Here is a 15,890-nt window from a genome sequence, read left to right as displayed (position 1 = left end):
TCTTCTCTCGGTCTCGATAGGGGTTGCGACTACCAGCGGTAGTGCGCGAACGCCTTGTTGGACTCGGCCATCTTGTGGGTGTCCTCACGCTTCTTCACGGAGGCACCGAGGCCGTTGGAGGCGTCGAGCAGCTCGTTCATCAGGCGCTCGGTCATGGTCTTCTCGCGACGCGCGCGGGAGTAACCGACCAGCCAACGCAGGGCGAGGGTGGAGGAACGCCCGGGGCGCACCTCGACCGGCACCTGGTACGTGGCGCCGCCGACCCGGCGGGACCGCACCTCAAGGGTGGGCTTCACGTTCTCCAGGGCGCGCTTGAGGGTGATGACCGGGTCGTTGCTGGTCTTCTCCCGCAGCCCTTCCATCGCACCGTAGACGATGCGCTCGGCCGTGGAACGCTTACCGTTCAGCAGCACCTTGTTGATCAGGGACGTCACCAGAGGAGAGCCGTAGACCGGGTCGACGTGGACCGGTCGCTTCGGGGCAGGGCCCTTACGAGGCATGCTTACTTCTCCTTCTTGGCGCCGTAGCGGCTGCGAGCCTGCTTGCGGTTCTTGACGCCCTGGGTGTCCAGGGAGCCGCGGATGATCTTGTAGCGAACACCCGGCAGGTCCCGGACCCTTCCACCGCGCACCAGCACGATGGAGTGCTCCTGAAGGTTGTGGTTCTCACCCGGGATGTAGGCGGTGACCTCGATCCCGTTGCTCAGCCGGACACGCGCCACCTTGCGGAGCGCCGAGTTCGGCTTCTTGGGCGTGGTGGTGAACACACGCGTGCAGACACCACGGCGCTGGGGCGAGCCCTCAAGCGCGGGTGTCTTGTTCTTCTCGACCTTGTCCTGCCGGCCCTTGCGGACCAGCTGCTGGATCGTTGGCACCGTATCTCCGGTTTCTCTGTGCCGATCTCAATAAAGCTAACCTGGAACACACACCGACCCACGCGGTCGGGCGTGTCGATAGCCGCGAGCTTCCGTTCTCCCTTGGGGAGCGCTGGGAAGAGACTGCGGACCCCGGAGTCCCGACTGCGGCTGAAAAAGCGCAGGGAACACCCCAGGCACAAGGTCAGAGCCTACCCAGCGCGGTGGCCAGGGTCAAAACGATCACCAGCCCGCCCCGTCGACCTGCGCCGGAACCCCGGAAGCGGCCGGTGGCCGGGGCGGATCGCTCCGCCCCGGCCACCGGACAACGCCTGACTCAGCCCTGGTAGGGGCCGTAGTCGTAGTCCTCCAGCGGGACCGCCTGCCCGGATCCGGTGCCGAAGGGCGAGTAGTCGATGTCGTCGTAACCGACGGCCGAGTACATCGCGGCCTTCGCCTCCTCGGTGGGCTCCACCCGGATGTTGCGGTAGCGGGACAGACCCGTACCGGCCGGGATGAGCTTACCGATGATCACGTTCTCCTTGAGGCCGATCAGCGAGTCCGACTTGGCGTTGATCGCCGCGTCGGTCAGCACCCGCGTCGTCTCCTGGAAGGACGCCGCCGACAGCCACGACTCGGTGGCCAGCGACGCCTTGGTGATACCCATCAGCTGCGGACGACCGGAGGCGGGGTGCCCGCCCTCGGCCACCACGCGGCGGTTCTCCGACTCGAACTTCGAGCGCTCCACCAGCTCGCCCGGCAGCAGCTCCGCGTCGCCGGACTCGATGATGGTCACCCGGCGCAGCATCTGCCGGACGATGATCTCGATGTGCTTGTCGTGGATGGCCACACCCTGCGAGTTGTAGACCTTCTGGACCTCGCCCACCAGGTAGATCTGCACCGCGCGCTGCCCCAGGATGCGCAGCACGTCGTGCGGGTTGGCCGCGCCGACGGTCAGCGGCTGGCCGACCGTGACGTGGTCGCCCTCGCCCACCAGCAGCCTGGACCGCTTGGAGACCGGGTAGGAGGTCTCGTCCGACCCGTCGTCCGGGGTGACGATGACCTTCTTGGTCTTCTCGGTCTCCTCGATCCGCACCCGGCCGGCCGACTCGGAGATCGGCGCGACGCCCTTCGGGGTACGGGCCTCGAACAGCTCGACCACACGCGGCAGACCCTGGGTGATGTCGTCACCCGCCACACCACCGGTGTGGAAGGTCCGCATCGTCAGCTGGGTGCCCGGCTCACCGATGGACTGGGCCGCGATGATGCCGACGGCCTCGCCGATGTCCACCAGCTTGCCGGTGGCCAGCGACCGGCCGTAGCACATGGCGCAGGTGCCGACGGCCGACTCGCAGGTGAGCACGGAGCGGGTCTTGACCGTCTCCACGCCGTAGCGGACCAGTTCGTCGATAAGCACGTCGCCCAGGTCCGTGCCGGCCGGGGCCAGCACCTTCCCGTCCACCACGATGTCCTCGGCCAGGCACCGGGCGTAGACGCTGCTCTCCGCGTCCTCCGCCTTGCGCAGCACGCCGTCCGCCCCGGTGGAGGCGATCGACAGCTTGAGGCCGCGGTCGGTGCCGCAGTCCTCCTCGCGGATGATCACGTCCTGCGAGACGTCCACCAGACGACGGGTCAGGTAACCCGAGTCGGCGGTCCGCAGCGCGGTGTCCGCCAGACCCTTCCGGGCGCCGTGCGTGGAGATGAAGTACTCCAGCACCGTCAGGCCCTCGCGGAAGGACGCCTTGATCGGCCGCGGGATGGTCTCGTTCTTCGCGTTGGACACCAGACCACGCATACCGGCGATCTGACGCATCTGCATCATGTTGCCGCGCGCACCCGAGTCCACCATCATGAAGATCGGGTTGGTCTTCGGGAAGTTGGCGCTCATCGCGTCGGCGACCTCGGCCGTGGCCTTGGTCCAGATCGCGATCAGCTCCTGGGTGCGCTCGTCCTTGGTGATCAGACCGCGCTCGTACTGCTTCTGGACCTTCTCGTCCTGGGCCTCGTAGTCGGCGATGATCTGCTTCTTCGCCTCGGGCACCACGATGTCGGAGACGGCCACGGTGACCCCGGACCTGGTGGCCCAGAAGTAGCCGGCCGACTTGAGGTTGTCCAGCGCCGCGGCCACCACGACCTTGGGGTAGCGCTCGGCCAGGTCGTTGACGATCCCGGAGAGCTGCTTCTTGCCCACCGAGCCGTCGACGAACGGGTAGTCCTCCGGCAGCAGCTCGTTGAAGAGCGCCCGGCCCAGCGTGGTGCGGAGGCGGAAGCCCTCGCCCGGCTGCCACTCGGACTCGCCCTCGGCCGGCTCCGGCGGCGTCCAGCCACGCGGCGGGACGGTGCCGATCGGGAAGCGGATGTCGATCTTCGCCTGGAGCGACAGCTCGCCGGCGTCGAAGGCCATGATCGCCTCGGCGGTCGAGGCGAAGGACCGGCCCTCGCCGCGGATCTCCCGCTCCTCCTCCTCGGTGGTGAGGAAGAACAGCCCGAGCACCATGTCCTGGGTCGGCATGGTGACCGGCCGGCCGTCGGCCGGCTTGAGGATGTTGTTCGAGGACAGCATCAGGATGCGGGCCTCGGCCTGGGCCTCCGCCGACAGCGGCAGGTGCACCGCCATCTGGTCGCCGTCGAAGTCCGCGTTGAACGCGGTGCAGACCAGCGGGTGGATCTGGATGGCCTTGCCCTCGACCAGCTGCGGCTCGAAGGCCTGGATGCCGAGCCGGTGCAGCGTGGGCGCGCGGTTCAGCAGCACCGGGTGCTCGGCGATGACCTCTTCGAGGACGTCGTACACCACGGTCCGCTGCCGCTCGACCATCCGCTTGGCCGACTTGATGTTCTGCGCGTGGTTCAGGTCCACCAGGCGCTTCATCACGAACGGCTTGAACAGCTCAAGCGCCATCGCCTTGGGCAGACCGCACTGGTGCAGCTTGAGCTGCGGGCCGACCACGATCACCGAACGGGCGGAGTAGTCGACGCGCTTGCCCAGCAGGTTCTGCCGGAACCGGCCCTGCTTGCCCTTGAGCATGTCGGACAGCGACTTCAGCGGGCGGTTGCCGGGGCCGGTGACCGGCCGACCGCGCCGGCCGTTGTCGAAGAGCGCGTCCACCGCCTCCTGCAGCATCCGCTTCTCGTTGTTCACGATGATCTCGGGCGCGCCGAGGTCGAGCAGCCGCTTCAGGCGGTTGTTCCGGTTGATCACCCGGCGGTACAGGTCGTTCAGGTCGGAGGTGGCGAACCGGCCACCGTCCAGCTGCACCATCGGACGCAGGTCCGGCGGGATCACCGGGACGCAGTCCAGCACCATGCCGCGCGGGCTGTTGGAGGTCTGGAGGAACGCCGAGACCACCTTGAGCCGCTTCAGCGCGCGGGTCTTCTTCTGGCCCTTGCCGGTGCGGATGATCTCCCGCAGCCGCTCGGCCTCCTCGTTGAGGTCGAAGGTCTCCAGCCGCTTCTGCAGCGCGGCGGCGCCCATCGAACCGTCGAAGTAGGTGCCGAAGCGGTCGCGCAGCTCGCGGTAGAGCAGCTCGTCGCCCTCCAGGTCCTGGACCTTGAGGTTCTTGAAGCGGTTCCACACCTCGTCGAGCCGGTCCAGCTCGCGCTGGGCCCGGTCCCGCAGCTGCTTCATCTCGCGCTCGGCGCCCTCGCGGACCTTGCGCCGGGCGTCGGCCTTGGCGCCCTCGGCCTCCAGCTCGGCCAGGTCGGACTCCTGCTTCTTGGCCCTGGCCTCCAGGTCGGCGTCGCGGCGCTGTTCGATCTGCTGCCGCTCGACCGAGATGTGCGCCTCCAGGGACGGCAGGTCCCTGGTGCGGCGCTCCTCGTCCACGTACGTGATCATGTAGGCGGCGAAGTAGATGACCTTCTCCAGGTCCTTCGGCGCCAGGTCGAGCAGGTACCCGAGGCGTGACGGCACGCCCTTGAAGTACCAGATGTGGGTCACGGGGGCGGCCAGCTCGATGTGGCCCATCCGCTCCCGGCGCACCTTCGCACGGGTCACCTCGACGCCGCAGCGCTCACAGATGATGCCCTTGAAGCGGACGCGCTTGTACTTGCCGCAGTAGCACTCCCAGTCCCGGGTGGGGCCGAAGATCTTCTCGCAGAAGAGGCCGTCCTTCTCGGGCTTGAGGGTGCGGTAGTTGATGGTCTCCGGCTTCTTCACCTCGCCGTGAGACCACTGACGGATGTCGTCAGCTGTGGCCAGGCCGATCCGCAGTTCGTCGAAGAAGTTGACGTCGAGCACTCTCGTCAATCCCTCTCAGGGTCGTGTCAGTCAATGGTCTGTCGGGGTCCGGGGGGAGCCGGGGGAACGCGGAACCGCGCTCCCCCGACCTGGCCCGTCAGACCTCTTCGACGCTGCTCGGCTCCCGCCGGGACAGGTCGATGCCGAGCTCCTCCGCGGCGCGGAAGACGTCCTCGTCGGTGTCACGCATCTCGATGGACATGCCGTCCGAGGACAGCACCTCCACATTCAGGCAGAGCGACTGCATTTCCTTGATGAGCACCTTGAAGGACTCGGGAATGCCGGGCTCCGGAATGTTCTCGCCCTTGACGATCGCCTCGTAGACCTTGACACGGCCGGTGACGTCGTCGGACTTGATGGTCAGCAGCTCCTGGAGCGCGTAGGCGGCGCCGTACGCCTCCAGCGCCCACACCTCCATCTCGCCGAACCGCTGGCCACCGAACTGCGCCTTACCACCGAGCGGCTGCTGGGTGATCATCGAGTACGGGCCGGTGGACCGGGCGTGCAGCTTGTCGTCCACCAGGTGGTGCAGCTTGAGGATGTACATGTACCCGATGGAGATCGGGTCCGGGAACGGCTCCCCGGAGCGGCCGTCGAAGAGCCGGGCCTTGCCGGAGGGCAGCACCAGGCGGTCGCCGTCGCGGTTCGGGATGGTGGCCCCGAAGAGGCCGGCCAGCTCGTCCTCGCGGGCACCGTCGAAGACCGGGGTGGCCACGTTGGTGCCGGGGGCGACGTCGTCCGCGTCGATGGCCGCGAGCCGGCGCTGCCACTCCTCCTCCAGGCCCTCGACCTTCCAGCCCTGGGAGGCCAGCCAGCCGAGGTGGATCTCCAGCACCTGTCCCGGGTTCATCCGGGAGGGCACGCCCAGCGGGTTGAGGATGATGTCGACCGGGGTGCCGTCCTCCATGAACGGCATGTCCTCGACGGGCAGGATCTTGGAGATCACGCCCTTGTTGCCGTGTCGGCCGGCCAGCTTGTCGCCGTCGGTGATCTTCCGCTTCTGGGCCACGTAGACGCGGACCAGCTGGTTGACACCGGGGGGCAGCTCGTCGCCCTCCTCGCGATCGAAGACCCGCACCCCGATGACCTTGCCGGTCTCGCCGTGCGGCACCTTCAGCGAGGTGTCGCGCACCTCACGGGCCTTCTCACCGAAGATCGCGCGCAGCAGCCGCTCCTCCGGGGTCAGCTCGGTCTCACCCTTGGGGGTCACCTTGCCGACCAGGATGTCGCCGGCCTCGACCTCGGCGCCGATCCTGATGATGCCCCGGTCGTCCAAGTCCGCGAGGACCTCCTCGGAGACGTTGGGGATGTCGCGGGTGATCTCCTCGGGGCCCAGCTTGGTGTCCCGGGCGTCGACCTCGTGCTCCTCGATGTGGATCGAGGACAGGACGTCGTCCTGGACCAGCCGCTGGGAGAGGATGATCGCGTCCTCGTAGTTGTAGCCCTCCCACGGCATGAACGCGACCAGCAGGTTCTTGCCGAGCGCCATCTCGCCGTCCTGGGTGGAGGGCCCGTCGGCGATCACCTGTCCGGCGATCACCCGGTCCCCCTCCTCGACCAGGACCTTCTGGTTGAACGAGGTGCCCTGGTTGGAGCGGTGGAACTTGGCGATCCGGTGGGTGACGTGGGTGCCGTCGTCGTTCTGCACCGTGATGTAGTCGGCGGAGACGTCGGAGATGACGCCGTCCCGCTCGGCCTTGATCACGTCGCCGGCGTCCACCGCGGAGCGGTACTCCATGCCGGTGCCGACCAGCGGGGACTCCGCCTGGATCAGCGGCACCGCCTGGCGCATCATGTTGGAGCCCATCAGCGCGCGGTTGGCGTCGTCGTGCTCCAGGAACGGGATCATGGCCGTGGCCACCGACACCATCTGGCGCGGCGAGACGTCCATGTAGTCGACCTCGCCGCCGGCGACGTAGTCGATCTCGCCGCCACGCCGGCGGACCAGCACCCGGGACTCGGCGAACCGGTACTCGTCGGTCAGCGGGGCGTTGGCCTGCGCGATGACGAAGCGGTCCTCCTCGTCGGCGGTCAGGTAGTGCACCTCGTCGGTGACCACACCGTCGACGACCCTGCGGTACGGCGTCTCGACGAAGCCGAAGGCGTTGACCCGGCCGAACGCGGCCAGCGAGCCGATCAGACCGATGTTCGGACCCTCGGGGGTCTCGATCGGGCACATCCGGCCGTAGTGCGAGGGGTGCACGTCACGGACCTCGAGGCCGGCCCGCTCACGGCTGAGGCCGCCGGGGCCCAGCGCCGAGAGGCGGCGCTTGTGGGTGAGCCCGGAGAGCGGGTTGGTCTGGTCCATGAACTGGGAGAGCTGGCTGGTGCCGAAGAACTCCTTGATGGAGGCGACGACCGGCCGGATGTTGATCAGCGTCTGCGGCGTGATCGCCTCGACGTCCTGGGTGGTCATCCGCTCGCGGACCACCCGCTCCATCCGGGCCAGGCCCGTGCGGACCTGGTTCTGGATCAGCTCGCCGACGTTGCGCAGCCGCCGGTTGCCGAAGTGGTCGATGTCGTCGGTCTCGACCACGATCGTCCGGCCGCCGGCGACGGCGGTCTCGGTCTCGCCCGCGTGCAGCCGCACCAGGTACTTGATGGTGGCGACGATGTCCTCGACGGTGAGCACGCCCGCGTCCAGCGGCTCGTCCCCGCCCAGCTTCTTATTGATCTTGTAGCGCCCGACCTTGGCCAGGTCGTACCGCTTGGGGTTGAAGTAGAGGTTCTCCAGGAGCGTCTGCGCGGCCTCACGCGTCGGCGGCTCTCCCGGGCGGAGCTTGCGGTAGATGTCGAGCAGCGCGTCGTCCTGCCCCTGGGTGTGGTCCTTCTCCAGGGTGGCGCGCATGGACTCGTAGTCGCCGAACTCCTCCAGGATCTGGTCGGAGGTCCAGCCCAGGGCCTTCAGCAGCACCGTGACGGACTGCTTGCGCTTCCGGTCGATCCGCACGCCGACCATGTCACGCTTGTCGATCTCCATCTCCAGCCAGGCACCCCGGGACGGGATGATCTTGGCGGAGAAGAGGTCCTTGTCCGAGGTCTTGTCGATGCTGCTGTCGAAGTAGACACCCGGGGACCGGACCAGCTGCGAGACGACCACGCGCTCGGTGCCGTTGATGCAGAAGGTGCCCTTGTCGGTCATCAGCGGGAAGTCGCCCATGAAGACCGTCTGGGACTTGATCTCACCGGTCTCGTTGTTCGTGAACTCGGCGGTGACGAACAGCGGGGCGGCGTAGGTGAAGTCGCGTTCCTTGCACTCGTCGATCGAGTTCTTCGGCGGCTCGAAACGGTGGTCGCGGAACGTCAGGGACATCGACCCGGAGAAGTCCTCGATCGGGGAGATCTCCTCGAAGATCTCCTCCAGACCTGACTTCGTCGGAACGTCCTGTCCACTCTCCAGCGCGGCCTCGACGCGGGCTTTCCAGGCGTCATTCCCGAGCAGCCAGTCAAAGCTCTCGGTCTGCAGCGCAAGGAGGTTGGGAACCTCTAGCGGCTCCTTGATCTTCGCAAAAGAGACACGCAGCGGTGCGGTGCTGGTGCCGTTGTTCGGGTTGTTCGTCGAGGCATTGCGCGAGGCGGCCAAGAGGGGGTCCTTCCGAGGGCTCGGACTCTCTGCGCGCGTGCCGGCCCCCAAGGTGACGGGCAGGAGGCAGCTAGGCAGCGCAAAGGGTCAGTGTAGCCACAAGACCCACTGATGTCCAATGCCCATATCTATCAATCGAGGAGCCACCCTCGGTCGTGCTCTGCTCCACCGCCGGCCGCCTCGAAGGCCGGCGAAGGACCCGTCTGCCGCATCACTTCCCGCCACGCCGGGGTTCCATGCCTCGGATCATGGACCGATCCGGCGTGCGACAGAGAATCGCGCGACCGCCGCGGTTCGTCAAGGCCCCTACTCCGCCGCCACCCGTCCCGGTGCATCTCCAAGAAGCGGCCGAAGATCACCATACCCGTCACCGGAGCGCGGGCAAGGAGGCGTCCGTGTGAACGCCCGGGGGCGACCACCCGAGTGGGTGATCGCCCCTGGTAGGACTCCCGCCGGAGTCAGGAAGACGCGTCAGGTCACTTGACCTCGACGGAGGCGCCGGCGCCCTCCAGGGCCTCCTTGGCCTTGTCAGCGGCTTCCTTGTTGACCTTCTCGACAACGGCCTTCGGGGTGTTGTCGACCAGCTCCTTGGCCTCCTTCAGACCCAGCGAGGTCAGCTCACGCACGACCTTGATGACCTGGATCTTCTTGTCGCCCGCACCGGTCAGGACGACGTCGAACTCGTCCTTCTCCGGCTCGGCCTCGGCGGCGGCACCGGCGCCACCCGGGGCGGCGATGACGGCGGCCGGGGCGGCGGCCTCGACGTCGAACTTCTCCTCGAACTTCTTCACGAAGTCCGAGAGCTCGAGCAGGGTCATCTCGGCGAACTGCTCAAGCAGCTCGTCCTGGCTCAGCTTCGCCATGATGGCGGTCCTTCCACTTAAGTCGGCTGGTGCCGGTTGAACATGTGACGTGGGCCTCGGTGGCCCGCGGCTGAGGTCCTCCGTGAGAACCGGGAAACGCGAACGTCTCCGTGGTTACTCGGCGGACTCGGCGGCGGCCGGCGCACCGGCACCACCCTGCTCGACCTTGTCCCGCAGGGCGTCTGCCGTGCGGACGAACTTCGTGAGCGGCGCCTGGAAGGTCGCGGCGGCCTTGGCCATCGACGCCTTCATGCCACCGGCCAGCTTGGCGAGCAGCACCTCGCGCGACTCCAGGTCGGCGAGCTTGACGATCTCCTCAGCGGTGAGGGGCTTGCCCTCCAGGACGCCACCCTTGATGACCAGCGCCGGGTTGTCCTTGGCGAAGTCACGCAGGCCCTTCGCCACGTTGACCGGGTCCCCGGTCACGAAGGCGACGGCGGTGGAGCCCTTGAAGAACTCGTCCAGCCCGCTGACCCCGGCCTCGTTGGCCGCGATCTTGGTCAGCGTGTTCTTGGTCACCCGGTACTGGGCGTTCTCACTGAGCGAGCGACGCAGCTCCTTGAGCTGGGCCACGGTCAGCCCCGTGTAGGCGGTGACCACAGCGGCGTTGGACGCCTCGAAGCGCTCCTTGATCTCCGCGACGACCGCGCCCTTGTCGGAACTAGCCATAATCTCGGCCCTCCTTCCGGTTCTTCCGCAGGTATTCAGCAACCGCGGCAGAAGGGTCCGACAAACGAAAACGCCCTGGGCGCAGGCGCTCAGGGCGTAACGCATGGACGACATCCATACGCACACTTCCACGAACACCTGCGCGGGTCGCCGCGTGAGCGGTCCTTCGGCCGCCTCGAATCCCGAGCGGGAAACAAGGCGACAACCAGCGGTCTCTGGCTTCGTCGGGCAGCGTACGTGAGGGGGCGACGGTCAGGCAAATCGGGCCGGACGGGACCGGCTCAGGCCAGTGAGTCCGCCTCGACCTGGAACTCCGCGAGCAGCTCCATGAAGTCGAGAACGGTGTTCGCGGCCGGCTCCTCGACCGAGACGTCGGTGTTGAAGTCCGAGTAGCGCACCTCGTACTCCACCGGGCCCTCGGCGGTGTCGTAGGCCTGCCGGATCTGCACCGGGAGGTCGCTCCCGTCGATCCAGACGTCGATGTCGTAGCTCTCGATGCCCTGCTGCTCCATCGCCGTGACGAGCTGCCGCTGCTCCTCCTCGGTCAGCAGCTCGGTGACGCCGCTCTGGTCCTGGGCGAGGGCGTCCTCGACGCTCATGGTGCCGCTGAACCGGCGGGTCTGGACGCCGTTCACCGACTCCTCGCCGACTTCCTCGATGCCCGGGGCGCTCAGCAGCATGGCTATCTGCTGGGCCGGGTCCTGGTTGGTCGACTCCAGGCCCATGGCCATGGCGTCGGCCATCGCCGGGTCGCCGCTCTCCTCGGCGATGGCGTTCAAGTCCATGCTGAGCCACTCGCGGCCGTCCATCTCGGCCTGGAACTCGGGCCCCATGTTCATGAACATGACGTTGTCGACCCAGCGGACCACCATCTCCTCGGGCGCGCCCGGGGTGCCGGCCAGCTCGTCGCTGGTGATGTTCATCTCCATGGCGAGCGCGGGCTGCCAGCTCATCACGCCCGTCATGGTCATCGAGCCGCCGGCCGCGGCCGGGGCGGTCATCTCGCCCTCGAAGCGCGCGGAGTTCATCCCGGCGGTGGTCTCCGCTGCGGCCTGGAGCGCGGCGGAGATGTCGGTGACGTCCGAGCCGTTCCGCTCGCCGCCCCGCCCCTCGGCGTCGGAGCCGTCCTCGCTGCCACAGGCCGCCGTACCGGCCAGCAGCGCCACACCGGCGATGCCGGTCAGGAGTCGGTACCTGCTACGCATGTGTCCCCCCAAGTACGTTCACGGGTCTGCTACCTGCCCTCACGGGCTCTCCCCCGGGCACCACTCTAGGTGTCCGGCCGCACGGCGAAGGCGCCCGTCCCGGATTCTGTGACAGAACCGGAACGGACGCCTCACGACGGCCCTGGCCAGGCCGGGACCGCGATGCCAACGGGCCCCGTGGGCCCGGGAGATCAGGCCAGCACGTCGTCGACGAGCAGGTTCCTGGTGCGGTTCGGGTCGACCGGCACACCGGGGCCCATGGTGGTGGAGATGACGGCCTTCTTCAGGTAACGCCCCTTCGCCGCCGAGGGCTTGAGCCGGAGGATCTCCTCCAGCGCGGCGGCGTAGTTCTCCACCAGCTTGGACTCGTCGAACGAGACCTTGCCGATCACGAAGTGGAGGTTGGAGTGCTTGTCCACCCGGAACTCGATCTTGCCGCCCTTGATCTCGGTGACGGCCTTGGCGACATCCGGGGTGACGGTGCCGGTCTTCGGGTTCGGCATCAGACCACGGGGGCCGAGCACCCGGCCGAGGCGACCGACCTTGCCCATCAGGTCGGGGGTCGCCACGACGGCGTCGAAGTCCAGCCGGCCGCCGGCGACCTCGTCGATCAGTTCGTCCGAGCCGACGATGTCGGCTCCGGCGGCTTCCGCGGCCGCGGCACGGTCACCGGTCGCGAAGACCAGGACCCGGGCGGTCTTGCCGGTGCCGTGCGGGAGGTTCACGGTGCCGCGGACCATCTGGTCGGCCTTGCGGGGGTCGACACCCAGCCGGAAGGCGACCTCGACGGTCGAGTCGAACTTGGTGGTCGCCGTGTCCCTGGCGAGCCGGACGGCCTCAAGCGGGCTGTAGACGCGGGTCCTGTCGACCTTGGCGTCCGCGCCACGGAGGCTCTTGCTGCGCTTCACTGCTGCTCCTGAGCGTTCGGTCTGGTTGAGGAGTGGTGGTCCGGGCCAGCGCCTGGCCCTGCCACGGATCGGGTGGCCGATGCCCTCGGCCCCCCGCTGTCGCTGGTCAGCCCTCGACGGTGACGCCCATGGAACGGGCGGTGCCGGCGATGATCTTCTCGGCCGCGTCCAGGTCGTTCGCGTTGAGGTCGGGCATCTTGGTGGTGGCGATCTCACGGACCTGGTCGCGGGTGATCTTGGCGACCTTGGTCTTGTGCGGCTCGCCCGAGCCCTTCTCCACGCCGGCGGCCTTGAGGATCATCTTGGCGGCGGGCGGAGTCTTGGTGATGAAGGTGAAGGAGCGGTCCTCGTAGACCGTGATCTCCACCGGGATCACCCAGCCACGCTGCGACTCGGTGGCCGCGTTGTAGGCCTTGCAGAACTCCATGATGTTGACGCCGTGCTGGCCGAGCGCCGGACCGACGGGCGGGGCCGGGTTGGCCGCGCCTGCCTGGATCTGGAGCTTGATCAGCCCGGTGACCTTCTTCTTCTTGGGAGGCATGTGCTCTCTCTCCGGGTCTTATCGAGAGGTGATGTCGCCACCGCCGGCGGTTTGGGCCAACCGGCGGTAGGCATACCGCACCACGGTAGCGGGTCGGGACACCGGCCCAAAATTCGGGCCGCCCGCCCACCGCGGACAGGAGTGCCCCCGAAGGGACCGTGCGGTCCCCGCGAGGGCACTCCCCCGGCCGTCTCCGGCCGGTCAGTTCTTCTGGATCTGGTCGAAGCTCAGCTCGACCGGGGTCTCGCGGCCGAAGATCTCCACCAGGCCCTTGACCTTCTTGGAGTCGGCGTTGATCTCGTTGATCGTCGCCTGGAGGGTGGCGAACGGGCCGTCGGTGACCGTGACCGAGTCGCCGACCTCGAAGTCGAGGACCTGGACCTCCACCCGGCGGCCGCCGGTCGAGACGCCGCCCTCGGCCGCGGCCTCGGCCGCCGCCTGCTGCTCGACCTCGGGGGCCAGCATCTTGACGATCTCGTCCAGCGTCAGCGGGTACGGGTCGTAGGCGTTGCCCACGAAGCCGGTGACGCCCGGGGTGTTGCGCACCACGCCCCAGGACTCGTTGGTGAGGTCCATCCGCACCAGCACGTAGCTGGGGAGCTTGTTCTGCTTGATGGTGCGGCGGTCGCCGTTCTTGATCTGGACGACCTCCTCCTGCGGCACCTCGACCTGGAAGATGTAGTCCTCGACGTTGAGCGAGACGGCCCGCTGTTCGAGGTTTGTCTTCACGCGGTTCTCGTAGCCCGCGTAGGTGTGCACGACGTACCACTCGCCGGGCAGCGCCCGCAGCTCCTCGCGGAGGGCCGCGACCGGGTCCACCGGCTCGGCGACGGGCTCCGCCGGCTCGTCCGCCGGCTCCTCGGCCTCGTCGGCCGCTGCCTCGTCCGTCGCCTCGTCGTCGGCCAGCCGCTCGCCGGGCGCCTCGGCGGACTCGTCCGCATCGGTCTCGGTGGCCGCCTGCTCGACGTCGCCCAGCGCGGCGTCCGCCACCTCGACCGTGTCGCGCGCGGTGTCCTCGCCCTGGGTTTCGGGGGAGGCGTCGTTCAGGTTCGGGTCAGACACGGTAGCTGCTTCTTCCTGACTTTCGTTACGAGAGATGGCACATCAGCCGAAGACGAAATCAACGGCTCGGCTGAATCCCCAGTCAAGCACGGTCAGGATGCAGATGACGACGACTACGAAGACGATCACCGCTGTCGCGTACGTGGTCAGCTGCCGGCGCGACGGCCAGACGACCTTGCGGAGCTCGGCGACGACCTGGCGGTAGAAGAGCGCGAGCTTGCCCAGCGGGCCCCTCTTGGCTCGACGGCCACGGCGACCGGCGCCGCCCTCGCCCCGGGGCTCCGGCGCCTCAACGGAGTCCGTGATCCCAGCCACTCGTCCTCACCCGATCCCGGTCATGGTCATAAGCCGCCCGGCCACCCGGACGGCTTTTCACTTTGTGTAGCAGGGCCGGAGGGACTTGAACCCCCAACCGCTGGTTTTGGAGACCAGTGCTCTACCAATTGAGCTACGACCCTTTACCGTGTGGTCCCGACAACCTACCGCATCGGGCGCCACCGCAGAGGAGTGTACGTGGTCAAAGCCCAGCCGTCGAACGGTAGGTGCGGACGGGGCCCAGGGGACGGCCGGGACGAGGCCCCGGCCGGGCGCGAACCCGGATGCCGGGGCGCGGGACGGTCTGGGACGATGCCCCCATGAGTGCCGCAACTCCTCCCCCTGCCCAACCGCCCGTCGCGCCGCCGGCCCAGCGCCGGGTCTCGGCCCGGATCGGCGCCATCTCCGAGTCCGCCACCCTGGCCGTGACCGCCAAGGCCAAGGCGCTGCGCGCCGCCGGCCGCCCGGTGATCGGCTTCGGCGCCGGGGAGCCCGACTTCCCGACCCCCGACTACATCGTGGCGGCGGCCGAGGCCGCCTGCCGGGAGCCGCGGTTCCACCGCTACACCCCGGCCGGCGGGCTGCCGGAGCTGAAGGAGGCGGTGGCCGCCAAGACGCTGCGCGACTCGGGGTACCAGGTCGAGGCCGGTCAGGTGCTGATCACCAACGGCGGCAAGCAGGCCATCTACGAGGCGTTCGCCACCCTGCTCGACCCGGGTGACGAGGTGATCGTCCCGGCGCCTTACTGGACCACCTACCCGGAGTCGATCCGGCTGGCCGGCGGTGTGCCGGTCTTCGTGGACACCGACGAGACCAGCGGGTACCTGGCCACCGTCGAGCAGTTGGAGGCGGCCCGCACCGCGCGCACCAAGGTGCTGCTCTTCGTCTCGCCGTCCAACCCGACCGGCGCGATCTACTCCGCCGAGGAGACCAAGGCCATCGGCCGGTGGGCCGTCGACCACGACCTGTGGGTGCTGACCGACGAGATCTACGAACATCTGGTCTACGGGGACGCGCAGTTCAGCTCGCTGCCGACGCTGGTGCCCGAGCTGGCCGACCGGTGTGTGATCGTCAACGGCGTCGCCAAGACGTACGCGATGACCGGCTGGCGGGTGGGCTGGGTGATCGGCCCGAACGACGTGATCAAGGCCGCCAGCAACCTCCAGTCGCACGCGACCTCCAACGTGAGCAACGTCGCCCAGGCCGCCGCGCTGGCCGCCGTCTCGGGCGACCTGGACGCGGTGGTCCGGATGCGGGAGGCGTTCGACCGGCGCCGCACGACCATCGTGCGGATGCTCAACGAGATCGACGGCGTCACCTGCCCGGAGCCCAAGGGCGCCTTCTACGCCTACCCGTCGGTCAAGGAGCTGCTGGGCCGGGAGATCGGCGGGCAGCGCCCGGCGAACACCCTGGAGCTGGCCGAGGTGCTGCTGGAGAAGGCCGAGGTGGCGGTCGTGCCGGGCGAGGCCTTCGGCACCCCCGGCTACCTGCGGTTCTCCTACGCGCTCGGGGACGACGACCTGGTGGAGGGCATCTCCCGGCTGCAGAAGCTGCTGGCCGACGCCCGCTGAGCCGGACGGTACCGAACGTCGCCCCGGAGGTGCGACCGGCCCGAACTGGGGCTCGGGTCGGCGCCCCTCCGGGGCGATCGGGT

12 protein-coding genes and 1 tRNA gene are annotated in these 15,890 nt (G+C 68.3%); 1 reads left to right on the top strand and 12 read right to left on the bottom strand.

Annotated elements, in window-relative coordinates; translation table 11 throughout:
• Positions 1 to 29: 29 nt before the first annotated feature.
• From rpsG to RM844_RS15705, 12 genes are all read right to left on the bottom strand, one after another.
• On the bottom strand, positions 30 to 500 hold the full coding sequence (gene rpsG / locus RM844_RS15760; RefSeq protein ID WP_311667822.1) for a 30S ribosomal protein S7: 471 nt from the start codon (positions 498 to 500) through the stop codon (positions 30 to 32).
• A gap of 2 nt (positions 501 to 502) precedes the next feature.
• Positions 503 to 874 carry a 30S ribosomal protein S12 gene (gene rpsL, locus RM844_RS15755; protein ID WP_062207506.1) on the bottom strand — a complete coding sequence of 124 codons (372 nt, stop codon included), beginning with the start codon at positions 872 to 874 and terminating at the stop codon, positions 503 to 505.
• 316 nt (positions 875 to 1,190) lie between these two features.
• Positions 1,191 to 5,090, bottom strand: coding sequence for a DNA-directed RNA polymerase subunit beta' (locus RM844_RS15750; protein WP_311667819.1), 3,900 nt, complete (start codon positions 5,088 to 5,090; stop codon positions 1,191 to 1,193).
• Between the two features lie 97 nt (positions 5,091 to 5,187).
• Positions 5,188 to 8,673 carry a DNA-directed RNA polymerase subunit beta gene (gene rpoB, locus RM844_RS15745; RefSeq protein WP_311667818.1) on the bottom strand — a complete coding sequence of 1,162 codons (3,486 nt, stop codon included), beginning with the start codon at positions 8,671 to 8,673 and terminating at the stop codon, positions 5,188 to 5,190.
• A gap of 476 nt (positions 8,674 to 9,149) precedes the next feature.
• Complete coding sequence (gene rplL, locus RM844_RS15740; protein ID WP_311667817.1) at positions 9,150 to 9,536, bottom strand: 50S ribosomal protein L7/L12; 387 nt, start codon at positions 9,534 to 9,536, stop codon at positions 9,150 to 9,152.
• A gap of 114 nt (positions 9,537 to 9,650) precedes the next feature.
• Positions 9,651 to 10,205: a 50S ribosomal protein L10 gene (gene rplJ / locus RM844_RS15735; RefSeq protein ID WP_311667816.1), complete on the bottom strand. Its 555-nt coding sequence runs from the start codon at positions 10,203 to 10,205 to the stop codon at positions 9,651 to 9,653.
• A gap of 281 nt (positions 10,206 to 10,486) precedes the next feature.
• Complete coding sequence (locus RM844_RS15730) at positions 10,487 to 11,410, bottom strand: LolA-like protein (protein ID WP_311667814.1); 924 nt, start codon at positions 11,408 to 11,410, stop codon at positions 10,487 to 10,489.
• 191 nt (positions 11,411 to 11,601) lie between these two features.
• Positions 11,602 to 12,318 (bottom strand): 50S ribosomal protein L1, encoded by a 717-nt coding sequence (gene rplA, locus RM844_RS15725; RefSeq protein WP_311667813.1) that lies wholly within the window; start codon positions 12,316 to 12,318, stop codon positions 11,602 to 11,604.
• 106 nt (positions 12,319 to 12,424) lie between these two features.
• Positions 12,425 to 12,859, bottom strand: a complete 435-nt coding sequence (gene rplK, locus RM844_RS15720; protein WP_006130605.1) for a 50S ribosomal protein L11 — start codon at positions 12,857 to 12,859, stop codon at positions 12,425 to 12,427.
• Between the two features lie 201 nt (positions 12,860 to 13,060).
• Positions 13,061 to 13,921, bottom strand: a complete 861-nt coding sequence (gene nusG / locus RM844_RS15715; protein WP_311667812.1) for a transcription termination/antitermination protein NusG — start codon at positions 13,919 to 13,921, stop codon at positions 13,061 to 13,063.
• 42 nt (positions 13,922 to 13,963) lie between these two features.
• Complete coding sequence (gene secE, locus RM844_RS15710; protein ID WP_311667897.1) at positions 13,964 to 14,227, bottom strand: preprotein translocase subunit SecE; 264 nt, start codon at positions 14,225 to 14,227, stop codon at positions 13,964 to 13,966.
• Between the two features lie 79 nt (positions 14,228 to 14,306).
• Positions 14,307 to 14,379, bottom strand: a tRNA-Trp gene (locus RM844_RS15705).
• Between the two features lie 177 nt (positions 14,380 to 14,556).
• Here RM844_RS15705 and RM844_RS15700 point away from each other — a divergent pair.
• Complete coding sequence (locus tag RM844_RS15700; RefSeq protein ID WP_311667811.1) at positions 14,557 to 15,807, top strand: pyridoxal phosphate-dependent aminotransferase; 1,251 nt, start codon at positions 14,557 to 14,559, stop codon at positions 15,805 to 15,807.
• Positions 15,808 to 15,890: the final 83 nt, after the last annotated feature.

It is taken from the genome of Streptomyces chisholmiae (genome assembly GCF_031845445.1).
Classification (GTDB): Bacteria; Actinomycetota; Actinomycetes; order Streptomycetales; family Streptomycetaceae; genus Streptomyces; species Streptomyces chisholmiae.
The sequence above is the reverse complement of the archived record's forward strand: the minus strand, read 5'-3'. Positions and strand labels throughout refer to the sequence as shown.

Coding starts and splice junctions, on each gene's coding strand:
- rplL (WP_311667817.1), bottom strand. CDS start 9,536: ATGGCGAAGCTGAGCCAGGACGAGCTGCTTGAGCAGTTCGCCGAGATG.
- rpsG (WP_311667822.1), bottom strand. CDS start 500: ATGCCTCGTAAGGGCCCTGCCCCGAAGCGACCGGTCCACGTCGACCCG.
- RM844_RS15700 (WP_311667811.1), top strand. CDS start 14,557: ATGAGTGCCGCAACTCCTCCCCCTGCCCAACCGCCCGTCGCGCCGCCG.
- rplK (WP_006130605.1), bottom strand. CDS start 12,859: ATGCCTCCCAAGAAGAAGAAGGTCACCGGGCTGATCAAGCTCCAGATC.
- rplJ (WP_311667816.1), bottom strand. CDS start 10,205: ATGGCTAGTTCCGACAAGGGCGCGGTCGTCGCGGAGATCAAGGAGCGC.
- RM844_RS15730 (WP_311667814.1), bottom strand. CDS start 11,410: ATGCGTAGCAGGTACCGACTCCTGACCGGCATCGCCGGTGTGGCGCTG.